Source organism: Planctomycetota bacterium, from assembly GCA_035384565.1.
Lineage (GTDB): Bacteria > Planctomycetota > PUPC01 > DSUN01 > DSUN01 > DAOOIT01.
The window spans coordinates 39,979-57,522 of sequence record DAOOIT010000020.1; the positions used below are offsets into that span (position 1 = coordinate 39,979).

Genomic DNA, 17,544 nt, shown 5'->3' on the forward strand with positions numbered 1-17,544 from the left:
GTCGCCACCCTTTGCGGCGCTCAGGACGAGCAACTGCGCTTTGCCGTGTATGGCGGCAGCGAAACCGCAGGCCCAGAGGCCAGAGCGGTTGTGGCGCAGATTGCGCGGCTGATGCCCGATCTGGTTGCACACGCCGGAGGCATGGTCGGCAGCACCCAGATCGCCCGGTGGCGGGACTTCGAGCAACTCACGGCTCCCCTCACAGACTTCTGCCCCTTCTACGGTTGCCGCGGCAGAGGCGAGAACAGAGCCTACATTGTCGCTCGGGATGGCTCGCCCGAGCCGCGCCTGCTGGGCGACAACCATTTTTCTTTCGACTTCCGCGGCGCGCATTTCGTCTTCCTGGATACCGAGGAACGAGTAGACAGAGATGATCCGCAGACGCGCTGGCTCAGTGCCGACCTCGCGTCGGCGGCGGGGAAGCCTATCTTCGTCTTCACGCATCGAGCCGTCTTCGGCGCCGCCGAGCGGTTCATCCTGGTGGGTGGCGAGCAGTGGTGGCACCCGCTCTTCGTGCGGCACAGAGTCCGCATCGTCTTTTCGGGGGCACGCCACCTGTACCACAGGGTGAATGAGGGCGGGGTAGCCTACGTCATCACGGGCGGCGGAGGCGGTCCGCTCGACCCCGTGATGGCTCGTCGGCAACTGGCGCCGGGCGACGTGGCTGCCTCGTTCAACCACTGCCTCGAGGTCACGCTCGCCCACGACGAGATCCGATGCAGGGCCGTGGACCCTGAGGGCCGGACGCGCGACGAGTTCGCTGTCCGCGCCTCTGGGGCTCTTGGCGAAGTGGAGTATTGACGGCGTACCTATTCTTGGGGGAACGCGCAAGGTGGCACGGGCTGGCTGACCCCAAACCCACAGACGCGGCCGCCCGTGCCACCACCCCCTGGAGAAGCTGGCGGGGTCCGGCAGCCGTATGCCGGCTATGGCTGGCGGGCGGGGCCGGCGGTCGCGCGCTCGTCCCGCGCCAGCAGCATCTCCTTCACCTTCATCAGGCGCGAGATGTCGCTGCGGGTGTACTCTTCGAGCCGTGCCTCGATGGTGCGGCGGGTGGACCGGAGATCGGGGATGACGGAGTACTCGAGCGCATTGGTGCGCCGGCGGGTCCGCTCGAGTTCGTCGGCAAGCCGCCGGATGGTATCCTCGGCCTGGGCCAGCTCGACCACGCGCGGCATCAGCTCGCGCAGACGGCGCACCGCCGCATCGAGATAAGGCGAGGTCTCGGCCAGGCTGTAGGGGCGGCTCTCGTCGGCGAGGGTGAACTCCAGGGCGGGGACCACAACCCCCATGATGCGCTCCTGGCGCGCCCGGAACACGGCGCCGGCGTAGGCGAGTGCGGCGGCCGTCTCGGTGGCGGGCGGCGACGTGGCTGCGCCGGCCTTCACGAACAGCTCGATCACCTCGGGGAACCGGGCATCGAGGTCCAGCCGCAACCGCTTCAGGGCCTCGAGGCGCTCGGTGACCTCCTTGATGATCCCCTCGAGCTTGTCCTTGAGCAGCTTGTGCCCGCGCAGGGCCATGCCGAGGCGCTTGCGGACGCGCAGCAGTTCCATCCGGGTTGGGGCGACTTTGCGCTTCACGGCTAGCCTTTCTTCCCTGCCCCCGCGGTCCGGGCCGCCACCTCCTCGGCCTCGCCGCCAACAGGTGCCCGCGCCGCCGCAGCGGCTTCCTCCGAGGGCTTGTAGTACTTGTCCAGGATCGCGGGCTTGCAGCGTTTGAGCTCGGCACGCGGCAGCATGCCCATCAGGCGCCAGCCGATGTCCAGCGTCTGCTGGATCGAGCGGTTCTCGTAGACCCCCTGGCCCACGAACTCACGCTCGAAACGGTCGGCGAACTTCACGAAGAGCAGGTCGGTGGGCGTCAGCGCGCTCTCGCCCAGCACGACGGCCAGTTCGCGGGCGTTCTTGCCGCGGGCATAGGCCGCATAGAGCTGGTTGAGCACGTTGGCATGGTCCTCGCGCGTCTTGCCCTCGCCGATGCCTTTGTCCTTCAGGCGCGAGAGCGACGGGAGCACATCAATGGGCGGGTAGACGCCCTGGATGTGCAGCGTGCGGCTGAGGAAGATCTGCCCCTCGGTGATGTAGCCGGTGAGGTCGGGGATCGGGTGGGTCTTGTCGTCGTCGGGCATGGTGAGGATGGGGATCTGGGTGATGGAGCCCTTGCGGCCGCGCATGCGCCCGGCTCGCTCGTAGAGGGTCGAGAGGTCCGTGTAGAGGTAGCCGGGATAGCCGCGACGCCCGGGCACCTCCTTGCGTGCGGCGGAGACCTCGCGGAGCGCGTCGCAGTAGTTGGTCATGTCCGTGAGGATCACGAGCACGTGCAGGCCGAGGTCGAAGGCGAGATACTCGGCGGCGGTGAGGGCCACTCGCGGGGTGGCGATGCGCTCGATGATCGGGTCGTCCGCGAGGTTGATGAACACGCAGGCGCGCGCGAGGGCGCCGGTGCGGCGGAAGTCCTCGAGGAAGTAGTTGGCTTCCTCGAAGGTGATTCCCATGGCGGCGAAGACGACGGCAAAGCCCTCGCCCGACTTGAGGGTGCGCGCCTGGCGGGCGATCTGGGCGCCGACCATGGCGTGCGGCAGCCCGGAGCCGCTGAAGACGGGCAGCTTCTGGCCGCGGACGAGCGTGTTCAGCCCGTCAATGGCCGAGATGCCGGTCTGGATGAACTCGTTGGGATAGTCGCGCGCGCAGGGGTTGATGGGGCTGCCGTTGATGTCGAGCCGCTTCACGGGCAGCACGGGCGGCCCGCCGTCAATGGGGCGGCCCGAGCCGTCGAAGGCGCGCCCGAGGATGTCGGGCGCCACGGGCAGCTCGAGGCCGCGGGCGAGGAACCGCACCTTGACGTTGTCGGGCGCGATGTCGCGGCTGCCTTCGAAGATTTGCAGGATGGCGCGGTCCTCGTTGGCCTCGAGCACCTGGCCCCGGCGCTTCTCGCCGCCCGGCAGATGCACTTCGGCGAGCTGGCCATAGCTCACCCCCTCGACGCGCTGCACGAGCATCAGGGGGCCGACGAGGTCGCGGGCTTGCTTGTACAGGGTGATCATCGGTCGTCCTCGAGTGGAATGCGCAAACGAACTGGCGTCCTCACGCCTCCTTGGGAGCCGCGGCGGCCAGGCCGGCGATCTGTTGTTCGAGCTTCCCGCGAAGCGCGTCGAGCTGGTCCACGTCGCCCTCGTCCACGCGCTTCATCTGGGCAATATCCTCCAGCGCGCCGAGGCGCGTGATCGCCTCGACGTCGGCGCCGCCCTCCAGCGCCTTCGCGGCCAGATCGTAGAAGTCCACGATGTTCCGCAGCATCAGGAATTGCTTGCGCGCCGACGTGTAGGTGTCCACCGCGTCGAAGGCGTTCTGGTGCAGGAAGTCCTCCCGCACCATCTTGGCGCCCAGCAGGATAAGGCGGTCGGAGGCCGAGAGCGAGTCGACGCCCACCAGGCGGACCAGCTCCTCGAGCTCCGCCTCGCGGTTGAGGAGCCACATGGCGCGACGCCGCACGTCGGCCCACTGCCTGTCCACGTGCTCGCCGGCGAACTTCGACGCGACGTCCTCGTAGAGCGAGTAGCTGGTGAGCCAGTTGATGGCCGGGAAGTGCCGCTGGGCCGCCAGCGCGTCGTCGAGGCCCCAGAAGACCTTCACCACGCGGAGCGTCGCCTGGACGACTGGCTCCGAGAGGTCGCCGCCGGGCGGGCTCACGGCGCCGATGAGGCTCACCGTGCCGGCCCGCCCATCGGCCCCGAGGCAGATGACGTTGCCGGCGCGCTCGTAGAAGCCTGCAATGCGGCTGGCCAGGTAGGCCGGGAAGCCCTCCTCGCCCGGCATCTCCTCGAGCCGGCCGGAGATCTCGCGCATCGCCTCGGCCCAGCGGCTCGTCGAGTCGGCCATCGTGGCCACGCTGTAGCCCATGTCGCGGAAGTACTCGGCAATGGTGATGCCGCAGAACACGCTCGCCTCGCGGGCGGCCACGGGCATATTCGAGGTGTTGGCGATCAGCACCGTGCGCTCGATCAGCGGGCGCCCCGACTGCGGGTCCTCGAGCTCGGGGAACTCGAGCAGCACGTCGGTCATCTCGTTGCCGCGCTCGCCGCAGCCGACGTAGACCACGATCTGAGCGTCGGCCCACTTCGCGAGCTGATGCTGCACCACGGTCTTGCCGCTGCCGAAGGGGCCGGGCACGCACGCGGTGCCGCCCTTGGCCACGGGGAACAGCATGTCGATCACGCGCTGGCCGGTGACCAGCAGCTCGGTGGGCGGCACGCGCCGTGCCACCGGGCGCGGCTGCCGCACGGGCCACTTCTGCATCATCGGCAGCTCGTGGCGGCCGCCCTCCCCCTCCAGCACATAGACCGGCTCGGTGACGGTGGCCTGGGTTTCGCGGATGGACACCACGCGGCCGCCGAGGCCGGGCGGCACCAGGATCTTGTGGCTCACGAGCGGCGTTTCCTGCACCGTGCCCACGACGTCGCCGGGGCCCACCTGGGCGCCCTCCTTCACGGCGGGCACGAAGTGCCACTTCTTCGAGCGGTCGAGGCCGGGCAGTTCGGCCCCGCGCACGATGAAGTCGCCGAACTTGCCGCGGATGGCCTCGAGCGGGCGCTGGATGCCGTCGTAGATGGCGGTCATGAGGCCCGGCCCTAGCTCGACGCTCAGGGGCGCGCCCGTGGGGTAGACGGGGTCGCCGGGGCCGATCCCTTCGGTGCTCTCGTAGACCTGGATGGAGTACTCGCCGGCGCGGATCTCGATGATCTCGCCGAAGAGCTTCTCCTTGCCGACCCGGGCGATCTCGTACATGCCCGACTGGTCGAGGCCCGTGGCGACGACCAGGGGGCCGGCAACCTTCTTGACCACGCCTTCTTTCATGGATGCCTCTTCCCGTAGTGGCCTAGTATTCGCCCAGAATGTTCGCCCCCGCGGCCACCTCGATGAGGGCGCGGAGGTCGTCGAGAACCGGATGGCCCTCGGCCCGCTCGGCGGGCAGCACGATCACGGCCGCGCCACGCCGGCGCAACAGCCCGATCGCCTCCTGGCACGCCACGAAGTGCTGGTCGAGCAGCACCAGCCCCGGCGCGCCGCTCGCGGCCAGGCGGCGGGCCGCCTCGGCCACGTCGGCCGGCGTCGCGCAGGCGACCGGCTCGGCGCCGATGGCCGCGAACACGCCCACGAAGTGTCTGCGCCCCAGGGCGGCAAGCTTAGCCATAGGTCTGCCTCAGGTCTCCGGCAATCGCCTCGCGGGGCAGGCCGGCGGCCCGCCCTGCGACGATGGCCTTCAGATTCAGCGCCTCGATTCGCAGCGCCCACAGGAAGGCGAAGACGGGCTCCGGTCCGAACGCCTCGCCGCGTCCCGCGCGAATCTGCTCTGTCATCGCGTTGTCAATCAGGCGCTCGACCGCCACGGGCGGCAGGGGCTCATCCTCGGCGATGCCCTGCACGCCGGGCAGCCCCAGGCTCATCAGGGGCGCCCGCCAGTCGCGGCGGCCTTCGTCGCCCATCGCCGCCAGCGCCTGCCGGGCCTCGCCCAGGCCGTCGAATGCTTCCACGGCAAGAGCGCCGCCCCACTGGTTGAACCGGCACCGCAGCGCCGCGAGCGCCAGGCGGAAGGTGAGCCAGGCGTCCACCCACCCTGCGATGGCCGCGCTGCCCGTGCCCAACGCGGCCCGCCGCACGCTGCGCGCCTCAAACACGTGCGTGATGCCATCCACGTGCTGCGGCGACCATTCGTCGCGCGGCGCGGCGTCGCGCAAGGCGGCGCCCGCCGCGGCGAAGAGGTCGTAGGGCGCCTCGGCCTCCTGGCCGGCCCAGCACTGCTCCCAGACGCTCCGAGGAACACTCGCCCCCGGCGCCGCGGCCCCCTCCAGGCCCAGGGCCTTCTCGCGCAGGAAGCCTCGATAGGCCTGCCACTCGAGAGGCAGTAGGAAGACGTCTGCCATGCTGGGCATGGGGCTGGCCTCGCCCAGCCGGCGCGTCGTAGCCGCGTAGGAGACCTGCATCGCCTCGGCCAGCTCGAACGGCTCGGCAGTCTCCGGAAGGTCGGCGAACAGAAGCGTCTGGCGCACGCGGCTGCACAGGTCGCGAAGCTCGTCGGCGCCGAGCAGCTCTGCCGTGGCCCGTTGGGTGAGCAGGCGCGTGTCCAGCGCACTCACGAGGCCGCTGACATAGGTCCAGGACATGCGGTTGAGGCGGGGGGACGCCACGGCAGGCACGAGCTAGGCTCCTGACTCCTCGGCGGCCGCGCCGAGGGAGGGGACATCGCCGAACAGGCGCTCGGCGAGCGAGACGGCGAGTTCGTCGCGCAGGTCCTCCAGAGCGGCGTCAAGCGTGAGATCCAGGTCCACGCCATCGCCGACGAGGTACACCCCGCCGCGCATCAGGCCTGGCTGGGGCGCCACGGTGAGGCCCCTGCTGCCCGCCCCCCGCACGACGGCCTCGACGGCCGCGCGGTCGCGCTCGGCGCAGTAGAGCGTGCCCGACAGCCCCTCGGCGCACGCTCGCCGCACCTGGGCGGCGAGCCAGCGGGCATAGTCGAAGCCCTGGCCCGCCAGAGCGCGGTCGGCCACAGCCCGGAAGAGGTCGTGGAAGATCTCGTTCTTGCCCTCGAGCAGCTTGAGCGAGAACTCGGCCTTGCGTGCATTGACCTGGCGCTCGGCGCTCGCCTCGGCCTCGGCCTGGGCGATGGCGCTGCGCCGGCGCTGCTCGTCGCGGAGCGCGGCGCTGCGGCGCTCGAACTCGGCCCTGGCCTCGGCCTCGGCCTGGGCGACCAGTTGGGCGGCCTCCTTGTCGGCGGAGGCCATCACCTTCTTCTCAACGTCGGCGAGCGGCACGGGCAGCCTCCTAGGCGACCTTCATCGCGGTGACCCACATGATGAAGAGAATCGAGGCGAGGAGCGCCACGACGGCATAGGTTTCGACCAGGGCGGGGATGAGGATCGAGCGCCCGCTCTCCTCGGGCCGGCGTGCGGTGAGGTTGATGGCGGCCGCCGAGGCCTCGCCCTGGTAGATGGCGCTGCGGTACTGCACGATGCCGGCGCAGATGCCCACCGCCATGAGGGCCAGGCCCATCAGCGGCGTCACCTTCAGCGCGCCGCCGAGAATGCCCGTCTGCGCGGCCATGAAGATGGCGATGATGAAGCCGTAGAAGCCCTGCGTGCCCGGGAGCGCCATGAGGACCAGCAGCTTGCCGAACAGCTCGGGCTTCTCCGACAGCACGCCGGCTGCCTGGCCGCCGGCGATGCGGATGCCTCGGGCCGAGCCCACGCCGCCGAACATCACCGCCATCATCGCGCCGATGACGGCCCAGCCCGCGCCCGTCTTCAAGAAGTACTGCGTCACGAAGTCTTCCATGCCGATCCTTCCTACAAGGGTTGACCCGAGCGGCTAGCCGGTGATCCGGATCCGGCTGCCCGTGGCGCCCAGGGGAGCGAACCGCTGGGCGCCCGGCTCGTAGAAGCGACCAAAGAACTCCACGAAGATCAGGCGGGCGGCGTGGATGAACGCCCCCAGGCCGCTGATCAGCAGATTGAACAGATGGCCCCCGGCCATGACCACGAGGAATAGCACCGTGCCGAGCACAGCGATGTCCAGCTTCACCAGCTCGGCGATGATGTTCACGGCCATGCCCACGATGGTCGTGGTCAGCCCCAGCGCCAGCAGGCGGCTGTACGACAGGGTGTCGCCGATAAACGACACGCAGCCGTACGACCCCACGATGCCGTACAGGCTCAGGAGGCCCACCACCACCTTGCCCACGACCGACTTCTCGTTCCGCCCCTGCGTGAGCACCAGCCCCGCCGCCCCTGCGGCCGCCAGCCAGCCGCCGATCGTGCCCGCGAGGGCCAGCTCGGGCGACACTTGGCCCACCAGGAGCAGCACGAGCCCCGGCAGAAGAAGGAACCACAACCCCGCGTCGAACACCGCGCCCCACTTGTCGCCCTGGAGCCAGAGGCCGCGGAACTTCATGGCGATGCCCCAGAACTGGTTCGCAATGCCCAACGCGAGGGCGATGCCGAGGGCGGCCACCGGCTTCTTCAGCGGGTCGGCCGGCCAGTTCGCGAAGACGCTCTGGCTGCCGAACACACGGGCCGGCAGGTCGGCCGCGGCCGTGGCCGTGGCCGCGCCGACCAGGAACGTGCTCACGGCGCCGTAGCACAGCAGGCCGAAGAAGTTACGCAACCCCGGGTACTCGCGGTATCGCGCCCGGAGGGCCAGGCACATGGCCAGCATCACCAGGCCGTAGATCGCGTCGCCGAGGCAGATGCCGAAGAACAACACGAAGCTCAGCATCAGGAAGGCCGAGGGGTCGAACGCGTGGTAGCTGGGCAGGCCGAACATCTCGACAAGGAACTGCGCGGGCCGGAAGAGCGCCTTGTTCGTGAGCGACACCGGCACGTTGTCGCCGGCCGCCGGGGGTTCGAGAACGAGCGAGATCTCGGGCATCTCGCGCGCCACGGCCGCCTTCAGCGCCTCGGCCTCTCTCGCGCGCACGTAGCCCACCATCACGGCGGCACGCCCGGTGGCGGCCATTTTGCTCACGGCGCGCGCGGTCTCCAGCGCGTTCTCCTCGTGGCCAAGCACCAGCTCCACCTGAGTCCGCAGCGGGCCCAGGCTCGCCAGCTCGGCCTCCACTTCGCGGGCCGCTGCCTCGCTGCTCCTGAGTTCCTCCCGGATCGCCTGCACGTAGGCGCCGAGGGTCGTGCTGCGCTCGGGCCCGGGGACGGGCTCGAAGCCTAGCTCCCTGAGCCGCGACGCCGCCATGTCGGCCTGTTCGCGGAGCGCCACACTGGCGACCAGGGCGTTGCTGCCCGCTTCGCCCAGAGCCTCGAGGACCACGCCCTCCTGCGTCGAGCCGATGGCGTCGAGCCGTTCGGCCAGCTTCGTGGGGACGAGCCACAGCACGGCCGACGACCACCGCAGGCCGCCCTCCGCCGGCACGGCCACGTCCAGCCCGCCGAACCCTTCCAGAGTCTTGAGGCGCCCCTTGGCCCGCTCGGCGGCCGCCTGGGCGGCGGCACGCTGGGCCGCCAGCTCCTTCAGTCGCGGGTGCAAGCTCTCGACATCAATCGCCTGGAGCGCCGCTTCGAGTTTCTTGTGCGTCGTCTCGATCGGCGTGGGGATGAGGTTGGAGAGCAGGTCGCGGGGGGTCTTGTGGAACTGGGAGAGAATGTCGAGGCATTCGGCGAGTTTGCGGACGCGTGCCTCGATGGCCCGCGTATCCGCCGACAGCGAGCGCAGGGCCGCCTGGTGCTCGTCGTCGGTGCGCGGCACCTCGGCGACGTGAACCAGCCCGATCCTGGCGAGCTGCTCGGGCACTTTTTCGGCGCCCGCGGCGGGGCTGATGAGCCAGACCTTGAGGACGGGGTCAATTGCCATCGGCCCGCTGCTCCAGGAGCCTCAGAAGCTCCTCCACCATCGGGGGCACCCGCTCGGTTCGCACGCGGCCCAAGGCCGCCTGTGCCGCGGCAAGCTGGCGGTCGAGTGTCTCCAGTGCTGCGGCCATCTTCCCCTCTGCTTGCCTGCGATAGCTGGCCGCCTCGTCGCTGGCCTGTCGGTCGAGTTCACGCGCGAGCGCGTCCAGGTCGGCCTGCGCCTTCTGGCGAATCTCTCGGGCGCGGGCCTTCGCGTCGTCAACGGTCCTGGCCGCTTTGGCCTCGATTGCCACGATCCCGTCGAGCACGTTCTGTTTCATTCCAGAGGTCCCACTCATCGCCGAGGGCCTTTCGCCTGTAACTGCCAGCCGCAACTGTCCTGCCATGGCAAGGCGCCCATTCCTGGGCGCCCGGTAGCTAATAGTATACGGAAATCGCGTTGCGGCGCAAGCGCGATCGGTGAGGCGAGGCGGCCTGTGCCCGGGCGCCGGCACTCGCGTGCACGCGGCGAATTGTCGCGCTTTCGCGCGAAAGAGCAATCGTCCTGCACCCTCGCCAAGAATCCACCACATGCCAGGAACGGCCACGAAGCGCCCCGGAGCGCCTGAGCGCCATACTTGCTCAACTCAGAGGGGGAGGAAAATGAGCAAGTATGGGAGGAGAGGCCGTAGAGCCGCCCGGATCGCCAAAGCGCCATACTTGCTCAACCCAGTGGGACAGGCAAGTGAGCAACTATGGGCGGCGAGGCCGTAGAGCGGCTCGGAAGGCCGAAGCGCCATACTTGCTCACCTGTCGGCGACGGCAGGGCCGAGCGGGTACGGCGACGCGGTGTCTGGTTTCCGAGACTCCGGCGACGAGTGGCGCTCGTGCCAGGGTCGCGGGCCATGCTCGTCGGGGGCGCTGCATGGCCGGGCGGGACGTTCGGGACCGGCTACACTTCGCAGAACCGGGCAGGCCCGCCCGGCCGAGCGGGCCACGGGCCGCTCGGAGGGCGACGCTGGCTCGCTACTCGGCAGACTCGAGGAACTCCTGGAGGATGGCGCTGGCGGCGGCCTTTTCGGCCTTCTTGTCGTAGGCGACGGGGTCGGATTTCTCGATGTACTGCTCGGCGCCCTGGCGGAAGAAGCTTTCCCAGCCCGGCACGGCATCGGCGGTGGGGGTCCCCAGCTCGCGCCGGGCATAGTCGAGCACCTGCTGAAGCTGGCGGCCTGCCACCTGCTGGTGATACTCGAGCGTGTCGGTGAGGGCGTAGCCGTCGTTGAAGAGCGGGCTCTGCTGTTCGCGGATGGCCTGTGCGAGGAGCTTGTTGGCGCCCTTGGTGGCGGTGGCCTCGAGGATGGCGTCGTCGAGGCACATGTCTTTGCGCGTGGCGATGAGGCGGCTGAGCGCTTTGTGGGCGGCGAGGAGTTGCTTCTCGGCCTTCTGGAGGGCCGCGAGGGACTCCTCCTTGACCTGGGTGGAGTAGCCGTTGGTGGCGGCGGCCCGCTTGGCGTCGCGCACGATGGCGAGCACGCGGTTGCAGCTCTCCTGGATGTGCTGATGGAGGTAGTTGCGCCCGAGGTCCACCAGGTCGGCCTCATAGAAGAGGCTGGCGCCGGCGGCCGGCTTGCAGGCCAGGGCGAGTGCAACGGCGGTGCGCGCGGCGCTGCTGCCGGGCGCCGAGATGCTGCCCCAACCGGTGTAGGCGCGGTAGTTCACGCCGGTTTCGGGGCGCGGGGCGCCGCGCAGGCCCTCTTTCTGGGCCTCGGCCATGGGGAAGATGGCGGCGGGTGCATATCGCCGCTGGAGGTAGTTGCTCACGGCGCGGTTCGTCTGGGCCCCTTCAGCGCGCCAGACATAGGCCGCGCCCCAGGCGAACTCCGCGCACAGGTCGTCCATCATGGGATTCACGCGGCGAAGATCGTGCCAGTTCCAGAAGCCCACGGCTTTGGGCGCGGGGATCAGGTGGTTGAAGTGGTGGAAGCAGTTGGCCAGCAGCCAGAAGCGGTTGGTGAAGAGATCGTCGTTCGGCCCGTCGCTCCACGGCACGGCGTACGCAAGCGAGCGGCCCGCCAACCGGTCGGCCGCGGTGTAGACGGTGTCGCGGTACGAACCGGCCATCCGGCTGTCAATCCGCTCGATCTCGGTGACAAACCGGAGGTCGAGCTTGCGGCGCAGCGCGCCGAGGTCGGGGTCCCAGTAGAGGAAGCCGACATCGGGGGGAAGCTGGCTGATGAAGCGGCTCCGCGCCTCGGGCGTGTTGCCCCAGGAAGGAGCTTCCCATGAGGGCACGCGGATCTGGGCCTTGGGGTCCACCTGCCGCATGGTTTCAATCGCGGCGAGGCTTCTGCTTTCGGAGGACTGGGAAGCGGCCGCCATCCTGGGCGCCGGCTCGCCACAAACCACGTAGGAGTGGTCGGTGCCGTACGTGTCCACAATGGCCTTCCACAGCTTCGCCTGGAGTTCGCGAATCCTGGGCTCCGAGGGGGCCAGAGCGCAACTGCCCCCTGCGGCGGCGGGGTAACTGGCGGGGTACGGCGGCTGCCAGGCCAGGTTCGGCATCGCCTTCCGCAGGCTCTGCTCGAACTCGCCGTAGACATATACGTAGGTGATCTTCAGGCCGAGCGTTTGCCGGGCGTAGGCGAAGACGTCCTTGAGCAAGGCCGTGGTGTACTCGGGGTTCAGGCCGTATCCCATGCGGGCGGTGACCCCGGCCTTTGCGTCCACGCCTTCCAGCACCTCGGGCCGTTGGCCCTTCGCCTCGGGGAAGGCCTGGTCGAACGCGGTGCCCCAGGCCCGGCTGACCAGGGTGAAGGGAATGGCCAGGGAGTTCATCTTCTTCTTCGCCATCCAGCGGAGGAACGGCTTCCAGTCCTCGGCATTCCACAGGGTGGCCTGGAACCGCTTCGGGCCGTAGAGGCCGAGGGGCACGTAGTAGGTGCGGTCGGTGAAGGCCGGATTGCCGAGGATGTTCTGCCGGCGGAGCACCACGTCGCTCCGCTGCGGAACGTGGTCGCCGTCTACGAAGAAGCCGCAACCGAGTTCCGCCTCCAGCAGGTCGTAGACGGCGTAGAGGGTCCCGCGAGGTTCCTTGCCGACGAGGAGGAGCGCCGGCTGCTTCGCCATGGTGCTGATGGCATAGCCATCGTCGCGGATCTGGGCAAGCTGCGACGCGGTCACGAACTCCTCGCCGGCTTCGCGCACAGTGGTCTGGCCCACCAGCACCACGGGCTGGCCACCGGCCGGGAGTTTGCCCACGATAGCGAGCTTGGCGCCGGTGGCCTTCTCGAGGAAGGCTTGCAGTTCGGCGGCAGCGAACCGCTCCGCGTCCGCCGCCTTGTCGGCCACGACGAGGGTTGCCGAGGGCTTCCCCCCCCGAATCAGCTCGAAGCCACTCGCGTTCCACGACACCAGTGCCGCGAAGACACCTGCCGCGATCAGGCGGACCTGCATGGCTCTCTCCTCCATTGGGCACAACGCCACCGTCCCGAGCGCCACAGCCGGACCTCCCTCCCAGCGTCCACAGTATAGCAACCGCTGTGGCCGTGCGCAATCCCGATCTGGCGCTGGAGAGCGCTTTGGCTTGAACGGCAGGCCGGGCGCAGGATATAATCATGGTGTTGCGCGATAGAGCCGCGGGGAATGCGACCGAACCAAGGGCGGTGCTGTGCCAAGGAAACCCAGCGAGGGGCTGCCGTTCGAGGAGCAGGTGCGCGAGCTGCGCGCCTTTCTGGCCGAGGTGGCGGGCGACACCGACACCACGCGCTTCCTCAAACAGCTTCAGGCGGCTCAGGCCAGAGTCCAGCGGGTCTCGAAGCCCGTGGCCGACGCGGCGGGCCAGGGCCCGCCCTTCGGCGGAGGCGACACGGCGGCGGTGCAGGACCGCGATGACATTCAGCGCGCGCGCACGGTGGTGAACAAGCTCCTGCCGTCGCAGCCCCCCAAGGTGCCGGGCCTCGACATCGGGCTCTACAGCCGCTCGTGCCACGAGGTCGGGGGCGACTACTTCGACTTCATCAATCTCCCCAACGATCGCCTGGCCTTCGTGATCGCCGACGTGGCCGGCAAGGGCTTCGGCGCCGCCATCGTGATGGCCATGCTGCGCGAGATCCTGCACATCGTCACCACCAGCGAGCACACGCCGGCCAGCGCGGTGAGCGCCACCAACCGCCTGCTGGTGCCCGACATGCCCCGCGGGATGTTCATCACCCTGCTCTACGGCGTTCTGGACCCCGCGACGCGCGAGATGACGCTCGTGAACGCGGGCCACTGCCCGCCCATCATCTGGCGCCCCCGGCTCACGGGCGCGCGGGTGCTGGACCTCCGCGGCCCCGCGCTGGGGGTGCTGGAGCCGCCGCGCTTCGCCGAGGCGATCCGGCAGAAGACCCTGCCGCTGGAGCCGGGCGACTGCCTGTGCTTTTTCACCGACGGGGTGTCGGAAGCGAAGGACCTGCTGGGCGAGGAGTTCGGGGGGCAGCGGCTGGCGCAGATTCTTCGCGACACGGCCAACCAGCCCGCCGCCAAGGTGGTGGACGCCATTATGGCCGCTGTGGACGAGCACACCAAGGGCGCCGCACAGCACGACGACATCACCCTGGTGGTCGTGCGAGCGCTCGGCGACGGCGGCTCCCCGCCGACGGCCTGAGAGCTCAGGTCTGGGCGTCCCCCGGGTCCCAGGCCGTTCCCCGCGCGGCATCCACCATCCTGGCCACCTGCGCCATGGCCGCCACATCGTGCACTCGCAGGATGTGCGCGCCGCGGGCAGCCCCCAGAGCGACCAGGGCCGCGGTGCCGAACACCCGCTGGTCGGCCGGCACGCCGAGGACCTTGCCGATCATGCTCTTCCGTGAGGGGCCGAGCAGAATGGGGCGGCCCAGGCTGCGCAGTTCCCCCACCCTCTCGAGCAGTTCGAGGTTGTGCGCAAGCGACTTGCCGAACCCCAGACCGGGGTCCACCACGAGTTGCTCCTCGCGCACCCCCGCCTCTACGGCGAGGGCCATGCTCGCGCGCAGGAAGGCCACGACCTCGCTCATCAGGTCCCCGTAGCGCGGGGCCTGCTGCATCGTGCGCGGGGTGCCCTGCATGTGCATGAGCACCACGGGAAAGCCGCTCTGCGCGGCCGCGGCGGCCATCTCGCGGTCGCCGCGGAGCGCCGTCACATCGTTGAGCACTGTGGCCCCGGCCTCGAACGCCTGTCGGGCGACCGCGGCCTTCGAGGTGTCAATAGACACCGGCACGCCGGCCTGGCGAGCCAGAGCGGCCACCACGGGAACGACCCGGGCGCACTCGGTAGCGGCATCCACAGGCTCCGCCCCGGGGCGAGTGGATTCGCCGCCGATGTCCAGCAGGTCGGCCCCCTCCGCCACCAGGCGGAGGCCGTGCTCGACCGCCTTGCCGGCGTCCAGGAACGCCCCGCCATCAGAGAAGGAGTCCGGGGTGACGTTGAGGATGCCCATGAGCAGCGTGCGCGGGCCCAGGTGCAGGACCTGGGTGCCGCACTGGAGGTCGAACGTGGAGCGCTCCCAGGCGGCGGTGGTGGCGCGGATGGCCTCGAGGAGTTCGCTGCCGACGCCCTCCCGGGCGAGGGCGCCGAGGAAGACGTCCACGCAGTCGCCCGGCAGCCGCACGAGCGCATCGGCGGCCCCGTCGCCAGCCTGTCGGAGCAAGGCGCCGCCGCCGTGCTTCATCGCCTGGCCCACCAGGGCGGCCGCCTGGTTCTCGCTGAGGCGTTCGAGCTTGAGGAACCAGTCTCCCACGGCGGGGCTGGCGCCGACGAAGCGGCGGATCTCGTCGGCCAGGGCGCGGTGGCCGGGCGCGACGATGACGCGCGGGTTGTGGGGCAGCTTGGCAATCACGGGACTTGCAGCTCTTCGGCCTTGGGGAGATCGTCGAGCGAGCTGAGACCGAACGTTTCGAGGAACCGCTTCGTGGTGCCGTAGAGGAAGGGGCGGCCGAGCACGTCGGCCCGCCCGACCACGCGGATCAGCCCCTGCTCCTGGAGGCTGCGGACCACGGCGTCGGCCTGCACGCCGCGGATCGCCTCGATGTCCGCCCGATGGATCGGCTGCTTGTAGGCCACGATGGCCAGGGTCTCCAGCGCCGCCTGCGACAGGCGCGCGCGCCGCTCGGCCTTGTGGAGCTGCTCGACGTACGGAGCGTACTCGCGGTTCGACAGCAGGCGGTAGCCGCCGGCCACTTCCTCGATCTGGATGCCGCGCCGGCCGGCGGCCAGTTCCTCCCGCAGTTCGTCCACCAGGCGCCGCGCCACGCGGGCATCCTCGAGGCTCAACACGTCGCGGATGTGGCGCAGGGTGAGCGGCTCATCGGAGGCGAAGAGCAGGGCTTCGAGCACGAGCTTCAGTTGGCCCTCATCGCTCACGGCTGCGCGGCCCCTTCCTGGTTCGGCGCGGGCGCCGCGCCGGCTCGCTCGCGGATGCGGCCAATGGCTTGCTGGACGGCCTTGACGACGGCGCTGGAGGTGATGGTGGCGCCCGTGATCGCGGCGATGGGCTGGTCGTCGGGCGCGCCGGGGGCGCGGTAAGGCACGCCCTTCCTGAGCTCCAGGCGCCCCAGGAGGAGGCCCTCGAACTGGGCCTGGAACCCCGGCTCCTCGCTCTTGTTGCCCAGGCCAGGCGTTTCGCTCTGCCCCACCACTTTTATCGCCCTGATCCGAGCGGCGTCGCCGACGCCGCCGGCCGCGTTCACCGACACGATGACGTCAATCCGGCTGCAATAGCCGCGCGCGCTGCCCATGGCGGCGAACATCGGGTTCCCGGTCTTCGGGTCGCTGGCCGCGAAGACGGGCGCCGGCGTGGCCCCTTTCGCGGGTGCCGTGGCCGACACCTCTCGCCAGGGACGCGTCGGGTCGCTCTCCTTGAACGGCATGCCGAACACCGCCGCGAGGCCGCGGTCCCTGTCGAGCAGCTTCTGGCGCGCGATTTCGTCGCGGGTGAGGGAGTAGGAGAAGGCCAGGCCGGCAGCCGAGCACACCGAGATCAGGCCCAGCACCAGGGGGTAGCGAACCGTGTCGGTCATTTCTTCGGCCTCTTGCCGAACACGCGCTGGCGCGTGTAGCGGTTGATGATGGGGGTGGCCGTGTTCATCAGCAGAATCGCGTAGCACACGCCCTCGGGATAGCCGCCGTAGCGGCGGATGAGCACGGTGAGGAGACCGCAGCCCACGGCGAAAATGACCTGGCCTCGGGTGGTCACGGGAGAGGTGACCATGTCGGTGGCCATGTAGAAGGCGCCCAGGAAGAGCCCTCCCGCGAAGATCTCGGCCAGCGGCTGCCCGCCGAACCACACGAGGTAGCGCGTCCCCTCGCCTTGCACGGCGATCGGCAGCGCCCACGACAGGAGCATCACGGTGCCGATGTAGAAGACGGGCATCTGCCACTTGATGTAGTTGAGGGCCACCAGCACGATGCCGCCGAGGAAGAGCAGCGCCGCGTTCACCTCGCCGAGGCAGCCCCCGGTGCGGCCGAAGTACAAGTCGTCCAGAGGCGTTCCCTCCTCGGCCTGGATCTGCCGCAGCGCCTCGCGCGCCTCGTTGGCATTCGTCGGCGCGGCCACGTTGCGGCGGTTGCCGGCGTTGAACTCGCGCAGCCGCTCCTTGAGGCGGTTGAGCGGCGTCGGGCCCGTCACCGCATCCACCTGGGCTTCCTGGCCGGCCTGTGCCGCGAGGGGGGCCGAGTGGCGCCAGCCGAACGCGGCGGACCAGTTGCCGCCCGACACCACCAGGGGCGCCCAGGCGGCCAACACGAAGGCGCGCCCCATGAGCGCGGGGTTCCACACGTTGCAGCCCAGGCCGCCGAAGAGCTGTTTCACGATCCCCAGGGCGAAGATCGAGGCCGTCATCGGCACGTACCAGGGCGCGTGCGCCGGCAGCACGAAGGCCACCAGCAGGCCGCTGAGCACGGCGCTGCCGTCGGCCACGGTGATCGGCTTGCCCCGGAACCGCTGGACCGCCGCCTCGGTGGCCACGGCGCTCGCCACGGCGATCGCCGTGAGCAGAAGGGCCTGCGGGCCGAAGACGTATACCGCCCAGGCCAGCGCCGGCAGCAGCGTGGCCGTGACGGTCCACATGATCCGCGGAATCGACTCCGGAGACCGGAGGTGCGGCGAGGACGTGACCAGGAGCCGGTCCGGGGTCGGCCCGGCCGTCTCGGGCGTTGCATCGGCGACGGTCTTGGTGTGTTCTTCAGGCATCGG

15 protein-coding genes and 1 pseudogene are annotated in these 17,544 nt (G+C 69.9%); 2 read left to right on the plus strand and 14 right to left on the minus strand.

Features of this window, described 5'->3' with window-relative positions; genetic code table 11:
• Positions 1 to 90: 90 nt before the first annotated feature.
• Positions 91 to 801 (plus strand): hypothetical protein, encoded by a 711-nt coding sequence (locus tag PLE19_09495; GenBank protein ID HPD15174.1) that lies wholly within the window; start codon positions 91 to 93, stop codon positions 799 to 801.
• Between the two features lie 125 nt (positions 802 to 926).
• Here PLE19_09495 and PLE19_09500 read toward each other — a convergent pair whose 3' ends face one another.
• The 10 genes and pseudogenes from PLE19_09500 to PLE19_09545 all read right to left on the minus strand — a co-directional run bounded on the left by PLE19_09500 (position 927) and on the right by PLE19_09545 (position 12,787).
• Positions 927 to 1,583 (minus strand): V-type ATP synthase subunit D, encoded by a 657-nt coding sequence (locus tag PLE19_09500; GenBank protein ID HPD15175.1) that lies wholly within the window; start codon positions 1,581 to 1,583, stop codon positions 927 to 929.
• A gap of 83 nt (positions 1,584 to 1,666) precedes the next feature.
• Positions 1,667 to 3,046: pseudogene (locus PLE19_09505) on the minus strand (V-type ATP synthase subunit B).
• 40 nt (positions 3,047 to 3,086) lie between these two features.
• Complete coding sequence (locus tag PLE19_09510) at positions 3,087 to 4,856, minus strand: V-type ATP synthase subunit A (protein ID HPD15176.1); 1,770 nt, start codon at positions 4,854 to 4,856, stop codon at positions 3,087 to 3,089.
• Between the two features lie 22 nt (positions 4,857 to 4,878).
• On the minus strand, positions 4,879 to 5,193 hold the full coding sequence (locus PLE19_09515; protein HPD15177.1) for a hypothetical protein: 315 nt from the start codon (positions 5,191 to 5,193) through the stop codon (positions 4,879 to 4,881).
• Positions 5,186 to 6,196 carry a V-type ATPase subunit gene (locus PLE19_09520; GenBank protein ID HPD15178.1) on the minus strand — a complete coding sequence of 337 codons (1,011 nt, stop codon included), beginning with the start codon at positions 6,194 to 6,196 and terminating at the stop codon, positions 5,186 to 5,188. Before PLE19_09520 ends, PLE19_09515 begins: the two co-directional genes overlap by 8 nt.
• A gap of 3 nt (positions 6,197 to 6,199) precedes the next feature.
• Entirely contained in the window at positions 6,200 to 6,814 is a 615-nt protein-coding gene (locus tag PLE19_09525) for a V-type ATP synthase subunit E (protein HPD15179.1), read from the minus strand.
• Positions 6,815 to 6,824: 10 nt separating this feature from the next.
• Positions 6,825 to 7,334: a V-type ATP synthase subunit K gene (locus tag PLE19_09530; protein ID HPD15180.1), complete on the minus strand. Its 510-nt coding sequence runs from the start codon at positions 7,332 to 7,334 to the stop codon at positions 6,825 to 6,827.
• 33 nt (positions 7,335 to 7,367) lie between these two features.
• Positions 7,368 to 9,359 carry a hypothetical protein gene (locus tag PLE19_09535; protein ID HPD15181.1) on the minus strand — a complete coding sequence of 664 codons (1,992 nt, stop codon included), beginning with the start codon at positions 9,357 to 9,359 and terminating at the stop codon, positions 7,368 to 7,370.
• Entirely contained in the window at positions 9,349 to 9,675 is a 327-nt protein-coding gene (locus PLE19_09540; protein ID HPD15182.1) for a hypothetical protein, read from the minus strand. The genes PLE19_09535 and PLE19_09540 overlap by 11 nt, the downstream gene beginning before the upstream one ends.
• 685 nt (positions 9,676 to 10,360) lie before the next feature.
• The gene (locus tag PLE19_09545; protein HPD15183.1) at positions 10,361 to 12,787 is read right to left on the minus strand and encodes an alpha-glucuronidase family glycosyl hydrolase; all 2,427 of its coding nucleotides are present in this window, start codon (positions 12,785 to 12,787) and stop codon (positions 10,361 to 10,363) included.
• A gap of 214 nt (positions 12,788 to 13,001) precedes the next feature.
• Between PLE19_09545 and PLE19_09550 the strand changes: the two genes are divergently transcribed.
• Positions 13,002 to 13,979, plus strand: coding sequence for a PP2C family protein-serine/threonine phosphatase (locus tag PLE19_09550; GenBank protein HPD15184.1), 978 nt, complete (start codon positions 13,002 to 13,004; stop codon positions 13,977 to 13,979).
• A gap of 4 nt (positions 13,980 to 13,983) precedes the next feature.
• Here PLE19_09550 and folP read toward each other — a convergent pair whose 3' ends face one another.
• From folP to PLE19_09570, 4 genes are read right to left on the minus strand one after another with little or no spacing between them, the layout of a single operon-like run.
• Positions 13,984 to 15,189 (minus strand): dihydropteroate synthase, encoded by a 1,206-nt coding sequence (gene folP, locus PLE19_09555; protein HPD15185.1) that lies wholly within the window; start codon positions 15,187 to 15,189, stop codon positions 13,984 to 13,986.
• Positions 15,186 to 15,713 (minus strand): SMC-Scp complex subunit ScpB, encoded by a 528-nt coding sequence (gene scpB / locus PLE19_09560; protein HPD15186.1) that lies wholly within the window; start codon positions 15,711 to 15,713, stop codon positions 15,186 to 15,188. Before scpB ends, folP begins: the two co-directional genes overlap by 4 nt.
• Positions 15,710 to 16,369, minus strand: coding sequence for an FMN-binding protein (locus PLE19_09565; GenBank protein HPD15187.1), 660 nt, complete (start codon positions 16,367 to 16,369; stop codon positions 15,710 to 15,712). Before PLE19_09565 ends, scpB begins: the two co-directional genes overlap by 4 nt.
• Positions 16,366 to 17,541, minus strand: a complete 1,176-nt coding sequence (locus tag PLE19_09570; protein ID HPD15188.1) for an RnfABCDGE type electron transport complex subunit D — start codon at positions 17,539 to 17,541, stop codon at positions 16,366 to 16,368. Before PLE19_09570 ends, PLE19_09565 begins: the two co-directional genes overlap by 4 nt.
• Positions 17,542 to 17,544: the final 3 nt, after the last annotated feature.

Coding starts and splice junctions, on each gene's coding strand:
- PLE19_09540 (HPD15182.1), bottom strand. CDS start 9,675: ATGAAACAGAACGTGCTCGACGGGATCGTGGCAATCGAGGCCAAAGCG.
- PLE19_09570 (HPD15188.1), bottom strand. CDS start 17,541: ATGCCTGAAGAACACACCAAGACCGTCGCCGATGCAACGCCCGAGACG.
- PLE19_09515 (HPD15177.1), bottom strand. CDS start 5,193: ATGGCTAAGCTTGCCGCCCTGGGGCGCAGACACTTCGTGGGCGTGTTC.
- PLE19_09530 (HPD15180.1), bottom strand. CDS start 7,334: ATGGAAGACTTCGTGACGCAGTACTTCTTGAAGACGGGCGCGGGCTGG.
- PLE19_09565 (HPD15187.1), bottom strand. CDS start 16,369: ATGACCGACACGGTTCGCTACCCCCTGGTGCTGGGCCTGATCTCGGTG.
- PLE19_09545 (HPD15183.1), bottom strand. CDS start 12,787: ATGCAGGTCCGCCTGATCGCGGCAGGTGTCTTCGCGGCACTGGTGTCG.
- PLE19_09510 (HPD15176.1), bottom strand. CDS start 4,856: ATGAAAGAAGGCGTGGTCAAGAAGGTTGCCGGCCCCCTGGTCGTCGCC.
- PLE19_09535 (HPD15181.1), bottom strand. CDS start 9,359: ATGGCAATTGACCCCGTCCTCAAGGTCTGGCTCATCAGCCCCGCCGCG.